The 17,937-nt window shown below is 50.0% G+C and carries 17 protein-coding genes; all 17 read right to left on the reverse strand.

All coding sequences use genetic code 11. From position 1 onward, the window contains the following. Window positions 1–614: 614 nt before the first annotated feature. The gene (tyrS, locus tag QZV76_RS05950) at window positions 615–1,883 is read right to left on the reverse strand and encodes a tyrosine--tRNA ligase (RefSeq protein ID WP_290599017.1); all 1,269 of its coding nucleotides are present in this window, start codon (window positions 1,881–1,883) and stop codon (window positions 615–617) included. A gap of 50 nt (window positions 1,884–1,933) precedes the next feature. Beyond that, window positions 1,934–2,155, reverse strand: a complete 222-nt coding sequence (locus QZV76_RS05955; RefSeq protein WP_290599019.1) for a Trm112 family protein — start codon at window positions 2,153–2,155, stop codon at window positions 1,934–1,936. A gap of 37 nt (window positions 2,156–2,192) precedes the next feature. After that, window positions 2,193–3,641 (reverse strand): argininosuccinate lyase, encoded by a 1,449-nt coding sequence (argH, locus tag QZV76_RS05960; protein ID WP_290599021.1) that lies wholly within the window; start codon window positions 3,639–3,641, stop codon window positions 2,193–2,195. 33 nt (window positions 3,642–3,674) lie between these two features. Then, window positions 3,675–4,880, reverse strand: a complete 1,206-nt coding sequence (locus QZV76_RS05965) for an argininosuccinate synthase (protein WP_290599022.1) — start codon at window positions 4,878–4,880, stop codon at window positions 3,675–3,677. 110 nt (window positions 4,881–4,990) lie between these two features. Next, on the reverse strand, window positions 4,991–5,515 hold the full coding sequence (locus QZV76_RS05970; protein WP_290599023.1) for an arginine repressor: 525 nt from the start codon (window positions 5,513–5,515) through the stop codon (window positions 4,991–4,993). After that, entirely contained in the window at window positions 5,508–6,437 is a 930-nt protein-coding gene (gene argF, locus QZV76_RS05975; RefSeq protein ID WP_290599025.1) for an ornithine carbamoyltransferase, read from the reverse strand. Before argF ends, QZV76_RS05970 begins: the two co-directional genes overlap by 8 nt. 52 nt (window positions 6,438–6,489) lie before the next feature. Beyond that, window positions 6,490–7,722: an acetylornithine transaminase gene (locus tag QZV76_RS05980; protein ID WP_290599026.1), complete on the reverse strand. Its 1,233-nt coding sequence runs from the start codon at window positions 7,720–7,722 to the stop codon at window positions 6,490–6,492. Window positions 7,723–7,778: 56 nt separating this feature from the next. Continuing rightward, window positions 7,779–8,711 carry an acetylglutamate kinase gene (argB, locus tag QZV76_RS05985; protein WP_290599027.1) on the reverse strand — a complete coding sequence of 311 codons (933 nt, stop codon included), beginning with the start codon at window positions 8,709–8,711 and terminating at the stop codon, window positions 7,779–7,781. 71 nt (window positions 8,712–8,782) lie between these two features. Then, window positions 8,783–9,976 carry a bifunctional glutamate N-acetyltransferase/amino-acid acetyltransferase ArgJ gene (gene argJ / locus QZV76_RS05990; RefSeq protein WP_290599028.1) on the reverse strand — a complete coding sequence of 398 codons (1,194 nt, stop codon included), beginning with the start codon at window positions 9,974–9,976 and terminating at the stop codon, window positions 8,783–8,785. A 32-nt stretch (window positions 9,977–10,008) separates the two neighbouring features. Beyond that, window positions 10,009–11,070 (reverse strand): N-acetyl-gamma-glutamyl-phosphate reductase, encoded by a 1,062-nt coding sequence (argC, locus tag QZV76_RS05995; protein WP_290599030.1) that lies wholly within the window; start codon window positions 11,068–11,070, stop codon window positions 10,009–10,011. 123 nt (window positions 11,071–11,193) lie between these two features. Continuing rightward, window positions 11,194–12,039 (reverse strand): bifunctional hydroxymethylpyrimidine kinase/phosphomethylpyrimidine kinase, encoded by an 846-nt coding sequence (gene thiD, locus QZV76_RS06000; RefSeq protein ID WP_290599031.1) that lies wholly within the window; start codon window positions 12,037–12,039, stop codon window positions 11,194–11,196. 95 nt (window positions 12,040–12,134) lie between these two features. Beyond that, window positions 12,135–14,627 (reverse strand): phenylalanine--tRNA ligase subunit beta, encoded by a 2,493-nt coding sequence (gene pheT, locus QZV76_RS06005; RefSeq protein ID WP_290599033.1) that lies wholly within the window; start codon window positions 14,625–14,627, stop codon window positions 12,135–12,137. A 60-nt stretch (window positions 14,628–14,687) separates the two neighbouring features. After that, window positions 14,688–15,737, reverse strand: coding sequence for a phenylalanine--tRNA ligase subunit alpha (gene pheS / locus QZV76_RS06010; protein WP_290599034.1), 1,050 nt, complete (start codon window positions 15,735–15,737; stop codon window positions 14,688–14,690). A gap of 73 nt (window positions 15,738–15,810) precedes the next feature. Continuing rightward, window positions 15,811–16,611 carry an RNA methyltransferase gene (locus QZV76_RS06015; RefSeq protein ID WP_290599059.1) on the reverse strand — a complete coding sequence of 267 codons (801 nt, stop codon included), beginning with the start codon at window positions 16,609–16,611 and terminating at the stop codon, window positions 15,811–15,813. Window positions 16,612–16,652: 41 nt separating this feature from the next. Beyond that, on the reverse strand, window positions 16,653–17,036 hold the full coding sequence (gene rplT / locus QZV76_RS06020) for a 50S ribosomal protein L20 (RefSeq protein ID WP_290599035.1): 384 nt from the start codon (window positions 17,034–17,036) through the stop codon (window positions 16,653–16,655). 63 nt (window positions 17,037–17,099) lie between these two features. Beyond that, entirely contained in the window at window positions 17,100–17,291 is a 192-nt protein-coding gene (rpmI, locus tag QZV76_RS06025) for a 50S ribosomal protein L35 (protein WP_290599037.1), read from the reverse strand. Between the two features lie 67 nt (window positions 17,292–17,358). Beyond that, the gene (gene infC / locus QZV76_RS06030) at window positions 17,359–17,904 is read right to left on the reverse strand and encodes a translation initiation factor IF-3 (RefSeq protein WP_290599061.1); all 546 of its coding nucleotides are present in this window, start codon (window positions 17,902–17,904) and stop codon (window positions 17,359–17,361) included. Window positions 17,905–17,937: the final 33 nt, after the last annotated feature.

The raw sequence follows: 17,937 nt of genomic DNA on the forward strand, positions 1-17,937 counted from the left end.
ACGGGGGTCAGGTGCAGAAAAAATTGGCATTCAATAAAATCAATACACTGTTGAGTTCTCAAACAACATGCCCACTCTCCACCAAAAGCATGTGCTTCCTGCGGAAAGCGCTTCTCTAAGTTACCCCTCAGCAGAATCAGTGTCAAATCCTGAACCGCAATTTTCGCATTTCACCGTGGAGGTGATTCGTACGAGACGGAAAGGTATCCGCAAGAATCAGCCCGCGTCCAACCTCGTTCACCATTCCGATTACCTCGGTGGGTCGATGTCCGCGTCTCGCTGACCTGTTAAAGATTACGCATCCCCGTAAGCTTTAGCAAATCGCCTGTTAAAACGGTATTTTCACGTGTTTTACAGAGTAAGAAATAACAAACTATATAAATACTAAGTATTAAAACTGTATACATAGTATCCGTATACTATATTCATTAGATATGTAATATATTCGATTTTGTACCACTTTTAACGATAAATATAGAGATTATCTCTAATATATAAAGAATATATTTGTATAGATAAATAATTCTCTTCTTTTCTCAATTGAGACCTTCCATCAAATACAAAGAAACCCACCCAGGCAATGCTGGATGGGTTTCCTAATACAGCTCATGAACTTAGTTAATATGCACTCCGCGCATATTCTTCTTACCTCGACGTACTAGCAACCAATTCCCCGGTAGCAAATCGGCACCTGCAGGAATCCATGCCTCATCAGTAATACGCTCATTGTTAACGGAACAACCGCCCTCTTTCAGAGTTCGGCGCGCTTCACCCTTAGATTTACACAAGCCTGTCTCGACCATGAGATCAATAATTGTCGGATTCATATCTTTATTAATCTCAATAGAACCGGCTTCTTGCAGTGCCGCCCCCAACGTATTGGCATCTAACGCCCGCAGATCTCCTTTACCAAAGAGTGCAGCACTTGCCGCTTTCACTGCCGCAGTAACATCTTCGCCATGCACAAGCGTTGTCATCTCATCAGCAAGACGACGCTGCGCCTGCCGTGCACCAGGGTTCGACTCCACTTCCGCAGCAAGTTCGTCTAATTCCTCCTTCGTAAGGAACGTGAACCAACGCAGATACTTAATAACATCCGCATCATTGGTATTGAGGAAGTACTGATACCACTTATACGGGCTCGTCATCTCTGGATCTAGCCAGAGTGAACCGCCACCAGTAGACTTACCGAACTTTTTACCGTCAGAGCTCGTAACCAACGGAACCGTAATACCGTGCACTTTGGAATTATTAACGCGACGGTTGAGATCAATCCCAGCCACGATATTGCCCCACTGGTCGGAGCCACCTACCTGCAGTGTACACCCATAACGACGATTCAACTCAGCAAAATCATTTGCCTGCAGAATCATGTAAGAAAACTCAGTGTACGAAATACCATCAGTTTCCAGACGCCGCTTTACCGTCTCTCTAGACAACATGGTGTTAAGCGAGAAATTCTTACCAAGTCCCCGAAGAAAGTCGATAGCAGACATCTCCCCTACCCAATGCATATTGTTTTCTACAATTGCACCAGTTGCGGAGTCATCAAACGTGACAAACCGCTCCAGTTGCCCCTTGATACGCTCAGCCCAATCGGCAACAGTATCTTCCGAGTTCATAACTCGCTCGCCTACTTCGCGAGGATCTCCGATAAGGCCAGTAGCCCCACCAGCCAACACAATTGGACGATGACCGGCCTTCTGGAAACGACGAAGGAGCAACAAAGGAATGAGATGGCCAGCATGCAAGCTAGGCCCCGTCGGATCAAAACCACAATAAAGAGTAATAGGCCCATCGTTGATAGCGGCACGCATCTCGTCGATGTCGGTGGACTGTTGAATCAGTCCGCGCCACATTAGTTCATCAATGATGTTCTCCATTACTGGCTTCTCCTTATAGTGATGGGCAGGATACGACACTCGTGTATTCTCTAGGCACGAGGATCGATAGCGATTCCCATAATACGTTCGTGTTCAGAATCTGAAACTTCGGTCGCTTCACTCATCAACATGACAGGTATACCCTTCCGAATGGGATACGCCTTATGCAAACGCGGATTATAGATGCACTCTCCGGGCACATAGAGCACACTCCCCTTATCCTCTGGGCAGGCGAGAATACGGAGCAAATCCGGATCAATTTCAGTAGCCATAGTATTTCTTTCAGTCTGCAAACACTTTATAGATCAGTTACTCAGCGGGAATAGTGCTCGACTGAACAAACTCGATATCACTAGCGATGATGTTCTTCACGCGCTCAAGCTGCTCCCGTACCCGAGGTTCTGCAGTACCACCACGAGTCTTCCGTGATGCCACCGATCCTTCGATAGTGAGAACAGACCGCACTTCTGGAGTTAATGCAGGATCAACAGAAGCAAACTCCGCATCAGTAAGATCAGCTAACTCTACCCCACGTTGCTCTGCAATCTGGACGCAGCCACCGGCAGCTTCATGCGCCTGACGGAACGGTACGCCTTGTTTTACCATCCACTCCGCAATATCGGTAGCAAGTGTAAAGCCACGTGGGGCAAGCTCACGCATGCGATCTTCGTGGAAGACAAGAGTCCGCACCAAACCTGCCATAGCAGGTAGCGTCATCTCCAACTGTGCGACGGAATCAAAAACAGGCTCTTTATCTTCCTGCAGATCACGATCATAGGCGAGCGGAAGAGCTTTGAATGTGGCCATCAAACCAGACAAATTGCCGATGAGACGCCCGGCTTTACCACGTGCTAGCTCTGCCACATCAGGATTCTTCTTCTGCGGCATAATCGAGCTACCGGTAGACCATGCATCTGCTAACGTGACATACTCAAACTCGGGGGTTGACCAGGCAATGATTTCCTCAGCCAAACGAGAAACATCAACGGCAATCTGCGCCAATACGTAGGCAAACTCCGATACGAAATCACGAGCGGCAGTACCGTCTAGAGAATTATCCGCGGCATCGGCAAAACCCAGCTCAGCCGCAATTGCTTCAGGATCAAGATCCAGGGTGGAACCAGCTAAAGCACCACCACCGTAAGGGGAAATAGCGGTACGCCGATCTAAGTCTTTAAGACGGTCAATATCCCGCAAAAGCGGATGCACATGAGCCAGCAACTGATGGGAAAGAAGCACTGGCTGTGCAGCCTGGAAATGAGTCTTACCCGGCATAATGACGCCCATGTGGGCATCCGCCTGCGCCACAAGAGCATCAGCCAGGCCTAAAACTTCTACCCCCACACGACGAAGTGCATCACGCACCCACATGCGGAAGAGGGTGGCAACCTGGTCATTTCGAGAACGGCCAGCGCGTAGCCGTCCCCCCACCTGGGGTCCTACTCTCTCGATAAGACCTCGCTCGAGTGCTCCATGAACATCCTCATCATCTTCCGCAGGTTGAAAAACCCCAGAGGACACATCCGCAGCGAGCTGATCAAGCCCCGCCAGCATAGTGGCCAGATCTTCATCAGACAGAAGATTCGCCCGATTGAGTACTCGCGCATGTGCTTTCGACGCACGAATATCATAGGGGGCCAATACCCAGTCGAATTGAGTGGATTTAGAGAGAAGAGCCATCGCTTGTGCAGGTTCATCAGCGAAACGCCCTCCCCACAAAGATCCCTTATTAGTCTCGTGGCGGGGGGAAGAACTCATGGAGATCCTTATCAAGAAAGTAGAGACAGATTTTTAGTTGGACAGACGCTGATCACGCTTGGAGTTGATCTTGCTGGAAAGACCATGCAATTGCACGAAGCCTTTAGCAAGAGACTGATCAAACGAGTCACCCTCGTCATACGTTGCCAGGTTAAAGTCGTAGAGGGATTCATCAGAACGACGACCGTTCACGTTGATATTGCCGCCATGCATGACAAGACGAATATCACCGGTTACGTGCTTCTGAGATTCCGCAATGAAGGCGTCTAGGGAATCCTTCAGCGGACTGTACCAGAGACCGTCATATACCAGCTCAGTCCAGCGATCTTCAATACGGTTCTTGAAGCGAGTGAGTTCACGCTCCATGCAGATGTTTTCCATTTCGCGGTGGGCACGAATCAGGGTTACTGCGCCAGGAGCTTCATAAATCTCACGGGATTTAATACCGACAAGGCGATCTTCCACCATGTCAATCCGGCCAATGCCCTGGGCGCCTGCACGACGATTGAGTTCCTCAATAATCTCCAGCAAAGACATCTGGCGACCATCAAGAGCGACCGGCTTGCCTTCCTTGAAGGAAATAATGACCTCATCCGGAGCAGCCCAGTTCACGCTAGGATCCTCGGTGTAGCAATAAACATCCTTCGTGGGGGCATTCCACAGGTCTTCCAAATAACCAGTTTCGACTGCACGGCCAAAAACATTCTGGTCGATGGAGAAAGGAGACTTCTTCGTAACGTTAATCGGGAGTCCGTGTTCCTCCGCAAAGGAAATAGCTTTTTCACGAGTCCAGGCATAGTCACGGACAGGAGCGATAACCTCTGCATCTGGGACAAGTGCGTTGAAGCCTACCTCAAAACGAACCTGATCGTTGCCTTTGCCCGTGCAGCCGTGCGCAATAGCGTCAGCACCAAATTCTTTCGCAGCAGCAGCAAGATGCTTCACAATGAGGGGACGAGAAAGCGCGGAAACCAAGGGGTACTGGTTCTGATACAAAGCGTTAGCTTTAATAGCCGGCAGACAAAAATCATCGGCAAATTCGTCACGGGCATCCACCACGACAGCTTCTACGGCACCACAGCCGAGAGCGCGCTGGCGGACAGTATCCATATCCTCTCCACCCTGGCCTAGGTCAATAGAAACGGCGACAACGTCAGCACCCGTCTCATGACCAATCCAACTAATAGCAACAGAGGTGTCCAAACCACCGGAATACGCCAGTACAACACGCTTTGGCATGAATATTTCCTTTCCTTGGTGAACGCCGAAACGTCCACTTCCCATTATCGACTAAAAAGTCATTGATCTGTAGTTATAAAAGAGTGCAGAAACTTTAGTGTAGAAACTAACTACTGCGCGGATTCTCCAATAAGCTGGGCGAAATTCGCAGCAACCTGCACCCCATCAAAAGGAGCTCGCGTCTGCACAAAAATTGTGTCATCACCGGCAATACACCCGGCAACAGCAGGAAGATTCGCTCTATCTAACGCAGAGGCAAGGTAATGAGCAGCGCCGGGAGGTGTTCGCAAAACAACCATTGTTTGACATGCCTCAGCTGAAACAAGTAACTCACTGAGAAGCTTCGACAAACGGGCAGTACCGCCCTCTACACCTTTAACGGGGCTTCCATCTTCGGGAACAACATAGATCCCCTGCCCTCCGTCTGCCGCACGCAATTTCACTGCCCCGAGTTCATCAAGATCCCTTGACAATGTTGCCTGTGTGACGACAATACCTTCCGCCGCCAGCAGCTCAAGCAGTTGTGGTTGACTATGTACTTGGTGTTCCACCAGCAGACTGACAATGCGAGACTGCCGACCTGCTCGAGTACCTGCCAAAGTATTTTTAGTAGAGACAACAGATGCGTCAGTCATTAAGCTTCTCCAATAACCACACCATAATGGCCTTCTGTGCATGAAGCCGGTTTTCAGCTTCATCAAAGACTCGCGACTGCGGACCCTCAATAACAGAATTGGTCACTTCTTTACCACGGTAAGCCGGCAGACAATGCAAGAAAATTGCGTCCTTATCAGCGTGCGCCATGAGCTCATCGTTAACTTGGAATGGACGGAACGGCCCTTCCCTATCGAGCCCATCATTTTCCTGCCCCATGGACACCCACGTATCGGTGTAAACCACGTTAGTTCCAGCAACAGCTTCCACAGGATCATTCGTAATAAGGAATTCTGTACCAGTAAGCTCCGCTCTCTGACGGGCAGCAGCAAGAATATCCTCCCCAGGAGTGAATCCCTCCGGAGCACCAATACGAACATTCATTCCCGCTGTAAGACCACCGACAAGAAGAGAATTCGCCATATTATTAGCACCATCACCAACATAGGTGAGAGTGAGCCCCTCCGTTTTACCGAAGTTTTCACGGATTGTCTGCAGATCAGCAAGTATCTGGCAAGGATGCCAATCGTCAGTAAGAGCGTTAATGACTGGCACACTAGCAGACGCAGCCATATCCTCTACCCGATCCTGCCCATAAGTTCGCCACACAATAAGCGACACAAAGCGAGAAAACACGCGGGCGGTATCGGCGATAGTTTCGCCTTTACCTATTTGTGTAACGCCAGCTTCTACCACAATGGGATTGCCGCCCAACTGGGCCACCCCAGTATCAAAAGAAAAACGGGTACGTGTAGAAGTTTTGTCGAAGAGAATAGCAGCAGACTGTGGCCCTGCAAGCATATGGCTTGAATAGGGATCTTTTTTTAATGCGTCAGCAAGTTCGAGGACTTCGAGCTGCTCCGCGGGAGTGAGATCATCATCGCGAAGAAAATGGCGCAACATGCAGTAGTTCTCCTTGATTAGCAGATAAAAACGGTCAGTAACGAGGAATAGGTTATTTACAAGCCTGGCAACGGGCTGTGTAGAGGGTTTGCGCTGATTCTAAAATTCCAGGCAATGCCGCAACTGCAGCATCAATCTGCTCTGCGCTGATAACCAGCGGTGGAGCGATACGAAGTACCTGCGGACGGGCAGCATTGATAATAAAACCAGCTTCGCGGGCAGTTTGTTCTACGTAGGGTCCAACAGCCTCAGTAAGCTCAATGCCGATCAGAAGGCCACGTCCACGGATCTCTCTGATAAGCGAATGGTGAATGTCAGCGAGGCCACCCCGGAAACGCTCTCCCATAGCACGCACATGTTCATAGAGATGCGCAGACTCAATAGTGTCAAGAACAGCATTCGCAGCAGCACAGGAGTAGGGATTACCACCAAAAGTAGTACCGTGTGATCCCGGCTGGAAGAAATCTGCAGCACGACCAGTAGCTAAAACTGCGCCAATAGGGAAACCACCTGCTAACCCTTTAGCAAGAGTGACAACGTCTGGAATAACTCCCTGTGCACGGGAACAGAACATATCACCAGTCCGCCCAACGCCTGTCTGTACTTCATCACAGATCATGAGGATCCCATAACGCTGCGTTAACTCGCGGATCTTCGCAAGATAATCTGCATCTGGAACCATGACTCCAGCTTCGCCCATGATCGGCTCGATCATCACGGCAGCAGTATTATGTGGGTCCTTCTCCACTAGCTGTTGTAAAGCATCAAAATCGTTGAAAGGGAAATACTCCACTCCCGGTGGCATGGGTTCAAACGGGGCACGTTTCTTCTCCTGCCCAGTAAGCGCAAGGGACCCCATAGTACGGCCATGAAAGCCATCTAAATGAGTAAGAATGCGCCGACGTCCAGTAAGCCTCGATAGTTTAAACGCTATTTCGTTTGCCTCTGCACCTGAGTTACAGAAGAAAACACGAGTAGGCTGATCACTCTTAAACGCCTCCACGAGACGTTCCGCAAGCTGTACTTCCGGCTGATGAACGAAAAAATTCGAGGTATGACCAAGCGTATGAAGCTGCTGCGTCACAGCCTCAATAATGGCTGGATGCTGGTGCCCCAAACTATTCACCGCAATGCCAGATAAGAGATCGAGATACTCTTTCCCATTCTCATCTTCGACAACGCAGCCTTCACCACGCACCAAGCCCAACGCCGGTGTTCCATACGCATTCATCATGGTGTTTTTCCACCCCTGCTGGAGAGGTGAAAGCTGAGAAACAGTAGACATAAGTTCTTCCTAATACAGCTAGTAAATATTGCTCAATGATTACTCAAGGAGATGGATTACACGTCAGACGCAGGAGGAGTGACCATAGTTCCAATGCCACCTTCGGTAAAAAGCTCCAACAGAACAGAGTGTCCGATGCGGCCATCAATAACATGCGCAGCGGGAACTCCTCCCTCCACTGCACGTAAGCAGGCCTCCATTTTAGGAACCATGCCAGATTCCAGAGATGGAAGAAGACTACGCAGCGTCTTTGTATCAATGCGCGTTACTAAACTGTCCTTATTCGGCCAATCCGTGTAAAAACCATCAACATCTGTCAGCATGACGAGCTTTTCAGCACCTAACGACACTGCCAATGCAGCAGAAGCTGTGTCAGCATTGACGTTAAATACTTGCCCATCAGGATCAGGCGCAATGGTAGTGACAACGGGAATACGACCAGCGTTAATAAGGTCATAGATAGCGTTGGGATTCACCTCAGTGATATCACCAACTAGACCGATGTCTGTGGGAACTCCCTCGACCATGACAGTACGTTTACGAGCCGTCAATAACTGTGCGTCCTCCCCGGAAATACCCACCGCGTAAGCTCCAAAATTATTGATGAGCCCCACAAGTTCACGGCCAACTTTGCCAAACAACACCATTCGTACGACGTCGAGAACTTCCTCAGTGGTCACACGGAAGCCACCGCGAAATTCCCCTTCTATCCCTAGTCGAGAAAGCATGGAGTTAATCTGTGGCCCGCCTCCGTGTACGACAACCGGATAGGCGCCACAGGCCCGTAGCATAACCATATCCTTGGCGAATGCCGCTTTAAGACGATCATCCACCATAGCGTTACCACCATATTTAATGACGATGATCTTGCCAGCAAACTGCTGAATCCACGGCAATGCCTCCGTATAGACAGCGGCACGTTGTTGCGGTGTCAACGTAGGGATATGCAGCGATTGTTCAATCGCGTCCTGATCGGCCTCAGTATCCATAATACCTTCGGAACCTCTTACTGTACTGTTTACTGTGCTGTGTGGTAGAAACGATAAATTCTGATTATTCATTACGTGGTATAGGCAGAATTGATCTCTACATAAGCGTGTGAAAGATCTGTTGTCCGTATGCTGGCCGTCTCTCGCCCCACACCGAGATCAATATCAACATTGATACGGTCACCAGACATGTCAATATCTCGTGCATCCGGCAAACCCCCACCACGTGCAAAAACCTTTTTGCCGTTGAACGCAACGGTTACTTTGAGAATATCCATGGGGACAGGTGCAACACCCAATGTAGCTACCACACGACCCCAGTTCGGGTCTTCCCCGAACAGTGCTGTTTTTACTAGATTGTCGCGGGCTACAACGCGTGCCGCAGTAAGAGCATCATCCTCAGTTTTCGCACCAGAGACGGTAACAATGCAGCGTTTAGTAACACCTTCTGCATCACTCATCATTTGATCTGCAAGATCATCACAAACAGCAAAAATTGCTTTTGTTAGTTCCGTCTGATCCGCAACGACTCCACTAGCCCCATTTGCCATAACGATGACAGTGTCATTAGTTGATGTAGACCCGTCAACATCAAGACGATCAAAAGTACGAGAGGTAGAAAAACGTAAAGCAGACTCCAGATCCATCTGATTAACAATGGCATCCGTAGTGATAACGCACAGCATAGTAGCCAAACTGGGGGCAATCATGCCAGCACCCTTGACCATTCCACCGACTTTCCAACCTTTGGCAGAAGCATATTCACTGCGTTTAGCAACTGTATCGGTGGTCATAATGGCTGTTGCGGCTTCCAGCCCTTTTTCTGCCGAATCTCCCAGAAGTTCCGGTAGCGCCTCAATACCACTACGAATAGCTTTCATGGGCAGCCGGTCGCCAATGACACCCGTTGAACAAATAGCTATTTGCCCGGCATTAATAGAAACACCCGCGGCAGCAAGCTGGCGAGCTAGATGAATAGCCTCTTCTTTAGCATCTTCTACACCAGCTGTACCAGTACAAGCATTCGCTCCCCCAGAGTTAAGAATGACAGCACGTAATTCCCCACTTTTCAAAACTTCCTGCGACCACAGCACAGGTGCTGCCTTAAAACGGTTGGATGTAAAAACACCCGCCGCTGTAGGATGCGGTCCATCGTTAACAATGAGGGCCATATCAAGACCGCCATGCTTTTTAACACCTGCAGCAACACCAGCCGCTCGAAAACCTTGCGCCGCTGTTACTCCAGCTGTGCGAGTGATGGTCATAATTACTTGTCCTTCTCTAAAAAACAAAAGTGTTAGGGTGCAAGGCCAACAGTGTAAAGGCCACTAGTTTCTGGCCAACCTAACATAAGGTTCATGCATTGAACTGCGGCCCCGGCGGTACCCTTCACCAGATTATCAATCACTGCGGTAATGACGAGGCGTTTAGCTGCAGTATCTACATCTACAGCAATTTGCACATTATTGGATCCTATGACCGATTTCGACTGCGGCTGCTGTCCATATGGCAGTACCTGTACAAAAGGCTCATTACGGTATGCCTCTTCATAAAGCTGCTGCACTGCTTCGGGGCTACTAGTAGTGGTAGCAAAAGCAGTCGTGAGAATACCGCGTGTCATGGGTGCGAGAACTGGAGTAAAACTGACTGTTATGTCCTGCTCAGTAAGTTCCTGCATATTTTGCAAAATTTCGGGTGTGTGCCGATGCCGACCAGCAACGTTATAAGCCTTGACAGAACCACACACTTCAGCATGCAGATTAGCGACCTTGGCACCTTTACCAGCACCAGAAGTACCCGAGAATGACACGACGGAAAGATCTCCAGCGGTAATCCCAGCTTGTACCGCTGGATAAAGGGCTAGAGTGGCGCCAGTGGGAAAACAACCCGGCACCGCAACAGTACGAGCATGAGAAATAGCGTCCCTATGCCCAGGAAGTTCTGGTAGGCCATACGTCCATGCCCCCTGATAGGCACACTGATACCACTTTTCCCACGCCTTATCATCGCGGAGTCGAAAATCTGCAGCACAATCGATAACAATGGGAGCTTGTTCCCCGCGAGATTTTGCCGCCTCGGCAAGATCTTTAGCAAGCGGTCCGGAATGACCATGCGGCAAAGCCATAAAGACAACGTCATGACCACTTAACGTATCTATCGACGTTTCTGCAAAAATGCGGTCGGCTAACGGAGCAAGATGGGGATGGAACTCTCCTACTTTCTGACCAGCATTGCTATTAGCACACAGTGCTCCAATAACAAGCTCGCCATTCTGGTAAGCAGGATGGGTAAGAAGAAGACGGAGAATCTCAGAGCCTGCGTATCCCGTAGCTCCAGCAATTGCAACTGTTATGCTCATTCTTTGATTATTCATCATCGTGCAAGATTATGCAAGAAATAATGCATATTTATCGTTCTGCCAAAGCACGCATACAACGCACCTAATACTCAAAAATAGGCATAAACAGCGACCACAGAGTGACTACAGACAGCTAGGGCTCGTTTCCCAACCATGAAAAACAGGACCATGTCCCTTACCGACCTCTAATAAATCTGAATGAAGTATGGCACCATACAACCAGTCTGTCGTTAACTGCGCAGCACGCACCACATCCCCTGACTGGGCAATACGCACCGCTAAACCAGACGAAAGAGAACACCCCGTGCCATGCGTATTCTTCGTATCGATATGCGGATGCGTAAAAACAGCAGCCTCTGTATCACGCTGGAGAAGAGTATCCGTCATCGTTTCGCTTTTAAGATGACCGCCTTTTACCAGCACCGCAGCCCGTGTCATAGCCACAACACGTTCACCCTGGTGCACTGCCGCTGACAGAGAAGAGGCCTGTTCCTCCCCTACTAATACAGCCAACTCTGGCACATTGGGAGTAATAACAGATAGCTCAGCTATCTCCCCAACAGCAGTGACAAGCTCCCGCATAGCAACCTCTGCATCAGTTGTGAGAAGCCTATCTCCACTGGTAGCCACCATCACGGGATCCAACACAATAACAGGAGGTTTTACCTGCTGAAGCCACTCACTAACAGCATGAGTAATAGCTGTATCCCCCAACATGCCAATCTTGACAGCATCGATAACAACATCATCTGCTACAGCATCAAGCTGTTCCTGCAAAAAGCTCAGCGGAGGAGTGTGAACAGAACGAACACCACACGTATTCTGAGCCACTAATGCTGTCACTACACCCATACCATAGCCACCAGCTGCCGCAATAGATTTAAGATCGGCCTGCAGACCAGCGCCACCAGTGGGGTCAGTACCAGCAATAGAAAGAACACGAGGAATTTCTCGGGGAATAAAGGTCATGCACACATCATTCCATTAAATTCCACTGTCGGCCCTCTCTACCGCAATAAAAATATCTCAAGAGAAAACACAGAGAAAGCACTGAGGGAAAACTCTTAGAGAGAACGCAGTTCAGCACCAAAACGCTCAGCAGCAACTGCAACAGCAGCATCGCGAGCGGCAGAAGCTTCTTCTTCAGTAAGAGTCCGCTCCGTCGACCGGAAACTCAATGCAAAAGCAAGCGAGCGTTTATCGTCACCAAGTTGTTCAGACTCGTATATGTCAAACAACTTAACGCTCTCTAACAAATCTCCGCCACCTTCATAAAGAGCTGCAACAATATCAGCCTGCGGCACATCTTTAGCCACAACAAGCGCCACATCTTGATAGACCGGCGGATAAGGCGACACAACTGGAGACTGTCCCTTATATTCGGTAGGCAAGGCGGAAACATTCACTTCCATTGCGCACATACGTGCAGGTAAACCACACTTATCCAGTATTTGCGGATGAATCTCACCAGCATAGCCAACACACTCGTCACCCAGGTAAACAGCAGCACAACGACCCGGATGCCATGGCAATAGCTCCGCCTTCTCAAAACGGAATTCTGCACCTACTGCACGGCCCACCTGACGAACTGCTTCAATAATGTCCCAGACATCTGCCGGACGCCCTTTACCCCACGGACCAGTTTGATCCCGTAAACCAGTAAGAACAGCTGCCACATGCATAGGCTGCTTCGGCAAAGCCGACTGAAGGGCTACAATTTCCGCATCGGAAGGACGTTTATCCGTTGACAGCATAGCCATGGGTTTAGTGGTCTCATCGGGAAGGCACACTTCTTCCACTCCATAAAGACCAAGATCATGTTGCCCACGCGCAACATTACGCTTCACCACATCGAACATTTCTGGCAGCAGTGTTGTTGCTAAACATCCGTAGTCAGAATCTAGCGGATTAAGTACTTTTGTGACACGACGACGCGGATCATCATTCGGCAAACCCCACTCGTCAAACACTGTGTTGGACATGAACGGGGTAGGCAGAATTTCTACGTAGCCAGCGTAAGCCATAGCTTTATTAACCATTCGGCGACGACGCTGCTCCGGTGTAAGACCATGACCTGACGGTGCCTGCGGTAGACGCACTGGGATCTGCTCTAAGCCCTCTAAACGAAGAACTTCTTCGACAAGATCAGCCCGCATCTGCAGATCAGGACGCCAGGTTGGAGGAGTAACAGTAAGCACACCTTCCTCACCGGGAGCGTTGTCCACTTGACATCCTATCTGTTCCAGACGCCGTCGGGCAGTACCCTCCGGATAATCCACACCAGCAACGTCACTAGGCCGATGAGCGGGGAAGAGAATAGGAGCCACTGACGGCACTTCACCCGCATCAGTGAGCAAAGGCTCTACTGTGCCACCCGCAATTTCTACTAGCAAGGTGGCTACACGATCAGCTGCTGCACGGCACACTGCTGGATCAACTTTACGTTCAAAACGGCGAGATGCTTCAGAACTCAGTTTGTGGCGGCGCCCAGTACGGAATATGTGCAGTGAGTCGAAATTCGCTGCTTCAAAGAGAACATCCGTTGTGGTGTTACCTACTTCTGTGGCGGCTCCTCCCATGACGCCCGCCAATCCGACAGGGCCGGATCCATCGGCAATAACGACATCTTCTGACGAAAGTTCGCGCTCCACACCATCTAGTGTGGTGAGCTTCTCCCCCTCATGAGCACACCGTACAGTAATATCGCCCTGCAGCTTAGCAATGTCATAGGCATGCAGCGGTTGTCCGAGCTCCAACATGACGTAATTAGTGACATCGACTGCCGGACTGATGGGCCGTACTCCCGCAAGAAGAAGACGACGCTGCATCCACCACGGGGTCACTGCCTGCGGATCAATGCCCGTTACCCGCCGAGCCACGAAACGCTGCGTTCCTGTCTCTGGTTCAATAGTGACAGGCCAGGCCTCACCCTTGTTCCCCAGATCTTTTTCGACTGCGATTTCTTGGTACTGAAGCCCGAAAGAAATAGCAATCTCACGAGAGAGCCCTCGTAAAGACAGAGCGTAACCACGGTCTGGAGTGATGTTGACTTCAAAAACCGCATCATCCAAATTAAGCAGTGGATAAGCACTACTCCCCGGTTCAGCAGTTCCAGGACGCAATGTGATGATGCCGGAATGGTCCTGCTCAATACCTAACTCAGTTGCGGAACACATCATGCCGCAAGACATGTGACTGTAGGTTTTGCGTGCGCTGATTTCGAATCCACCTGGTAGGACAGCGCCGGGAAGCGCCACAATAACAAGATCATGGAGTTTGAAATTACGTGCGCCACAAATAATTTCCTGTAGCTCACCGTTCTCGTTACCCACGTCAACGTGGCAGAAACGAATGGGTTTCTTGAAACCTTCCAGCTCCTCAATCTCCATAACCTGGCCTACTACCAGCGGTCCTGTAATAGTAGGAAGGGGATGCGGGACGCCTTCAATTTCAAAACCGACTTTGACGAATCCAGCATCGAGGTCTGCGGTGCTAACAGACCATCCCGGGTTGCACTTGTCGAGAGTATCAGTGAGCCAACTTTGTGGAACGAACACGGCACATCCTTGCGATCGAAAAGCGAGTGAAGTGAAGTCTTATAAGGAAACTAAGTAATTTTACGAGCGAATACCGAAAGGAAGGGTAAAGCGAATATCGCCTTCCACCATGTCCCGCATATCGGAAATACCATTGCGGAATTGCAAGGTACGCTCTAAGCCCATCCCGAATGCGAAACCAGAATATTCTTCTGGATCAATACCGGCAGCTAAGAGAATATTCGGGTTCACCATGCCGCAGCCGCCCCATTCAACCCATCCGGCTCCACCCTTCTTATCGGGGAACCATACATCCACCTCAGCGCTGGGTTCAGTAAAGGGGAAATAGTTAGCACGCATGCGAGTTCTTGTGTCTGGTCCAAAGAGTGCTTTTGCGAGATGGTCAAGGACACCCCGTAAATCGGCCATTGTGAGGCCTTTATCGACTGCTAGTCCTTCAATTTGGTGGAAGACGGGAGTATGAGTGGCGTCTAGTTCATCAGTGCGGAATGTACGTCCCGGGCAACCGATGTATATAGGCAATTCACGAGACAATAAAGTACGAACCTGCACCGGAGAAGTATGCGTCCGCAACACCATCCGTGAGTCTTCCGGAGCGATATGGAAAGTATCCTGCATAGTGCGGGCAGGGTGATCTGGAAGGAAATTCAACATATCAAAGTTGAATTGTTCACTCTCCACCTCAGGACCATCCGCAATTTCCCATCCCATAGCAATGAGAATGTCAGAGATCTGCTCTGCAATCATCGTAATGGGATGTTGTGCCCCAAGTGGTTGCCGCGTAGAAGGCTGCGAAACATCAATAGTTTCAGCAACGAGAAGCTGCGCAGCATGTTCCTCTTCCAGCCTAGCTTTACGCACCCCATAGCACTTCTCTGCTTTACCACGCGCTATGTTAACGGCACGACCAGCTTCTTTACGCTTTTCTTTGGCGATGGTACCAAGTGCGCGGCGAGCTAAAGCGAGCGGAGATTTTTCACCCAAATATGTAGATCTAGCGGCAGCAAGTTCTTCCAAGTTAGTCGCGGCGGCAAACACAGCCACAGCGGCTTCAGCATAACTGTTGAGTGTTTCTTCACTCAGATCTGCGGACTGGTTTTCCTGCGTCATAATTCTCCTTGGAATAAATATCTTTCAAGCCTCTAGCGTAATGCATGACTGGCTAGATTCACTCTTGCTGCATTCACTCTTGTTGTGCAACTGCCGATGAATAAAGGCAGATGGAAGTAGCTGATGCCAGATTAAGACTCTCCGCATGGCCCCAAATAGGGATAGAAACAGTGTGATCTGCCTGCGCGGCAGCAGCTGGATCAAGACCATGTGCTTCACTTCCCATTAGCCACGCAGTGGGGAGAGACAACAAATCAGCAGCATGATTAAGATTCACTTCCCCATCCATAGCAGTAGCGAGAAGTTGCACGCCGCAACCTTGTAAAGCGGTTAAGGCAATTTCTGTATCGCTTTCGCGACACACTGGCAGGTGATAAATACTGCCAGCGGAAGAACGCACACATTTGGTATTTTCCGGGTCCACTGAATGCCCGGCAAAAACAACAAGATCTGCACCGAATGCATCGGCAATACGGATCATCGTTCCCGCATTACCTGGATCATTAGTGTCAATACCGACGAGGACAAGCTGCGGATGAGGATTGCTGTCTAGTTCATCTGCAAGACGTGTAACAGCAGAAGAGCAAACAGCATAAATACCCGGAGGCGTTACCGTATCCGTCAGCAATTTATCTGCTTTCGGACTGATGTAGTGCACATGTAGTTGTCGATCGAGTGCGCTCGTTATTGTGCTGGAATAGCGTTCTGCTGCTTCCTCAGTAACATATATGTCCACCACTTCGCCGTAGCGGATTGCTTCAGAGACCGCATTCCAACCTTCTGCAAGGAATTGTCCTGTTTTTCGACGTTGTGCGGGACGATGAAGTTTAGCTGCAGAAACGACCCGTGGAGTTCGTTCAGTGAAGATCTCCACGGGTCGTTCAGAAGTGTGATGTGCCACAGTTAGCCTAACTGCTACTGGGCTGCGGGGGCGTTGACGTCCTCCGGCAGTGCCTTACGAGCGGCATCCACAAGAGCGGTGAAGGCAGCAGGATCGGAAACTGCAATTTCTGCGAGGACCTTACGATCCAGATCGATACCAGCAAGACGAAGACCCTGCATGAAGCGGTTATAGGTCATGTCATTCTGGCGAGCAGCAGCATTAATACGTGCAATCCACAGCTTGCGGAAGTCTCCCTTACGGGCACGACGGTCCCGGTAGGAGTATGTCATTGAATGGAGGGTCTGCTCCTTGGCCTTACGGTAGAGGCGAGAGCGCTGACCGCGGTAGCCAGAGGCACCTTCTAGTACAGTGCGACGCTTCTTTTGGGCGTTTACTGCCCGCTTTACTCGTGCCACGATGTCATCCTGTCGATTGTTAGGGGGTAAAAGTCTTAAAAGTTGTCGGCTAGTTTTATTGATCTAGCCGAGGAGACGCTTCACGCGCTTTACGTCTGCAGTGGCGACGTCAGTCGTGCCGGAAAGACGACGAGTACGGCGGGAAGACTTGTGCTCTAGGAGGTGGCGCTTGTTGGCCATTTCCCGGGTGAGCTTACCGCTACCAGTCTTCTTGAAGCGCTTAGCGGTTCCCTTATGGGTCTTCTGCTTAGGCATTATTCCTCAGTTCTTTTCGTGATCAGGGCTGATCGGGGGATCCTTGGGCGGGAGACTAACGGACGAGTTAGTGTTCTCCAGCCGACTGACGAGTCTTTTTCCCGCGGTGGGGAGCAATAACCATTGTCATATTGCGGCCATCTTGTTTAGGACGAGACTCAACAAAACCGTACTCTTCAACGTCATTAGCGAGACGTTCAAGCAGACGGTAGCCGAGCTCCGGACGTGACTGCTCACGTCCACGGAACATAATGGTCACTTTGACTTTGGACCCTTTGTTAAGGAAACGAATAACGTTTCCTTTCTTGGTCTCATAGTCGTGGTCGTCAATTTTGGGACGAAGCTTCTGCTCTTTAACCACAGTCTGCTGCTGGTTCTTACGAGCCTCACGTGCTTTTTGCGCAGCCTCGTATTTGAACTTGCCGTAGTCCATGATCTTGCACACCGGCGGGCGAGCATTGGGAGCAACCTCAACTAGGTCAAGGTCAGCTTCGTACGCCAGCTTGAGAGCCTGTTCCACACGAACAATGCCCACCTGCTCCCCATTGGGGCCTACGAGACGGACTTCGGGAACACGGATTCGCTCATTGATGCGGGCGTCTTGATTGCTGATGGGGACTCCTCAATAGTGTCGGATTCTGCTGAC

The organism is Lawsonella sp., from assembly GCF_011525565.1.
Classification (GTDB): Bacteria; Actinomycetota; Actinomycetes; order Mycobacteriales; family Mycobacteriaceae; genus Lawsonella; species Lawsonella clevelandensis_A.

Coding starts and splice junctions, on each gene's coding strand:
- QZV76_RS05955 (WP_290599019.1), bottom strand. CDS start 2,155: ATGGCTACTGAAATTGATCCGGATTTGCTCCGTATTCTCGCCTGCCCA.
- argB (WP_290599027.1), bottom strand. CDS start 8,711: ATGGATACTGAGGCCGATCAGGACGCGATTGAACAATCGCTGCATATC.
- argH (WP_290599021.1), bottom strand. CDS start 3,641: ATGAGTTCTTCCCCCCGCCACGAGACTAATAAGGGATCTTTGTGGGGA.
- pheS (WP_290599034.1), bottom strand. CDS start 15,737: ATGACGCAGGAAAACCAGTCCGCAGATCTGAGTGAAGAAACACTCAAC.
- QZV76_RS05965 (WP_290599022.1), bottom strand. CDS start 4,880: ATGCCAAAGCGTGTTGTACTGGCGTATTCCGGTGGTTTGGACACCTCT.
- argJ (WP_290599028.1), bottom strand. CDS start 9,976: ATGACCATCACTCGCACAGCTGGAGTAACAGCGGCGCAAGGTTTTCGA.
- QZV76_RS05980 (WP_290599026.1), bottom strand. CDS start 7,722: ATGTCTACTGTTTCTCAGCTTTCACCTCTCCAGCAGGGGTGGAAAAAC.
- tyrS (WP_290599017.1), bottom strand. CDS start 1,883: ATGGAGAACATCATTGATGAACTAATGTGGCGCGGACTGATTCAACAG.
- QZV76_RS05970 (WP_290599023.1), bottom strand. CDS start 5,515: ATGACTGACGCATCTGTTGTCTCTACTAAAAATACTTTGGCAGGTACT.
- rpmI (WP_290599037.1), bottom strand. CDS start 17,291: ATGCCTAAGCAGAAGACCCATAAGGGAACCGCTAAGCGCTTCAAGAAG.
- argC (WP_290599030.1), bottom strand. CDS start 11,070: ATGAGCATAACAGTTGCAATTGCTGGAGCTACGGGATACGCAGGCTCT.
- argF (WP_290599025.1), bottom strand. CDS start 6,437: ATGTTGCGCCATTTTCTTCGCGATGATGATCTCACTCCCGCGGAGCAG.
- thiD (WP_290599031.1), bottom strand. CDS start 12,039: ATGACCTTTATTCCCCGAGAAATTCCTCGTGTTCTTTCTATTGCTGGT.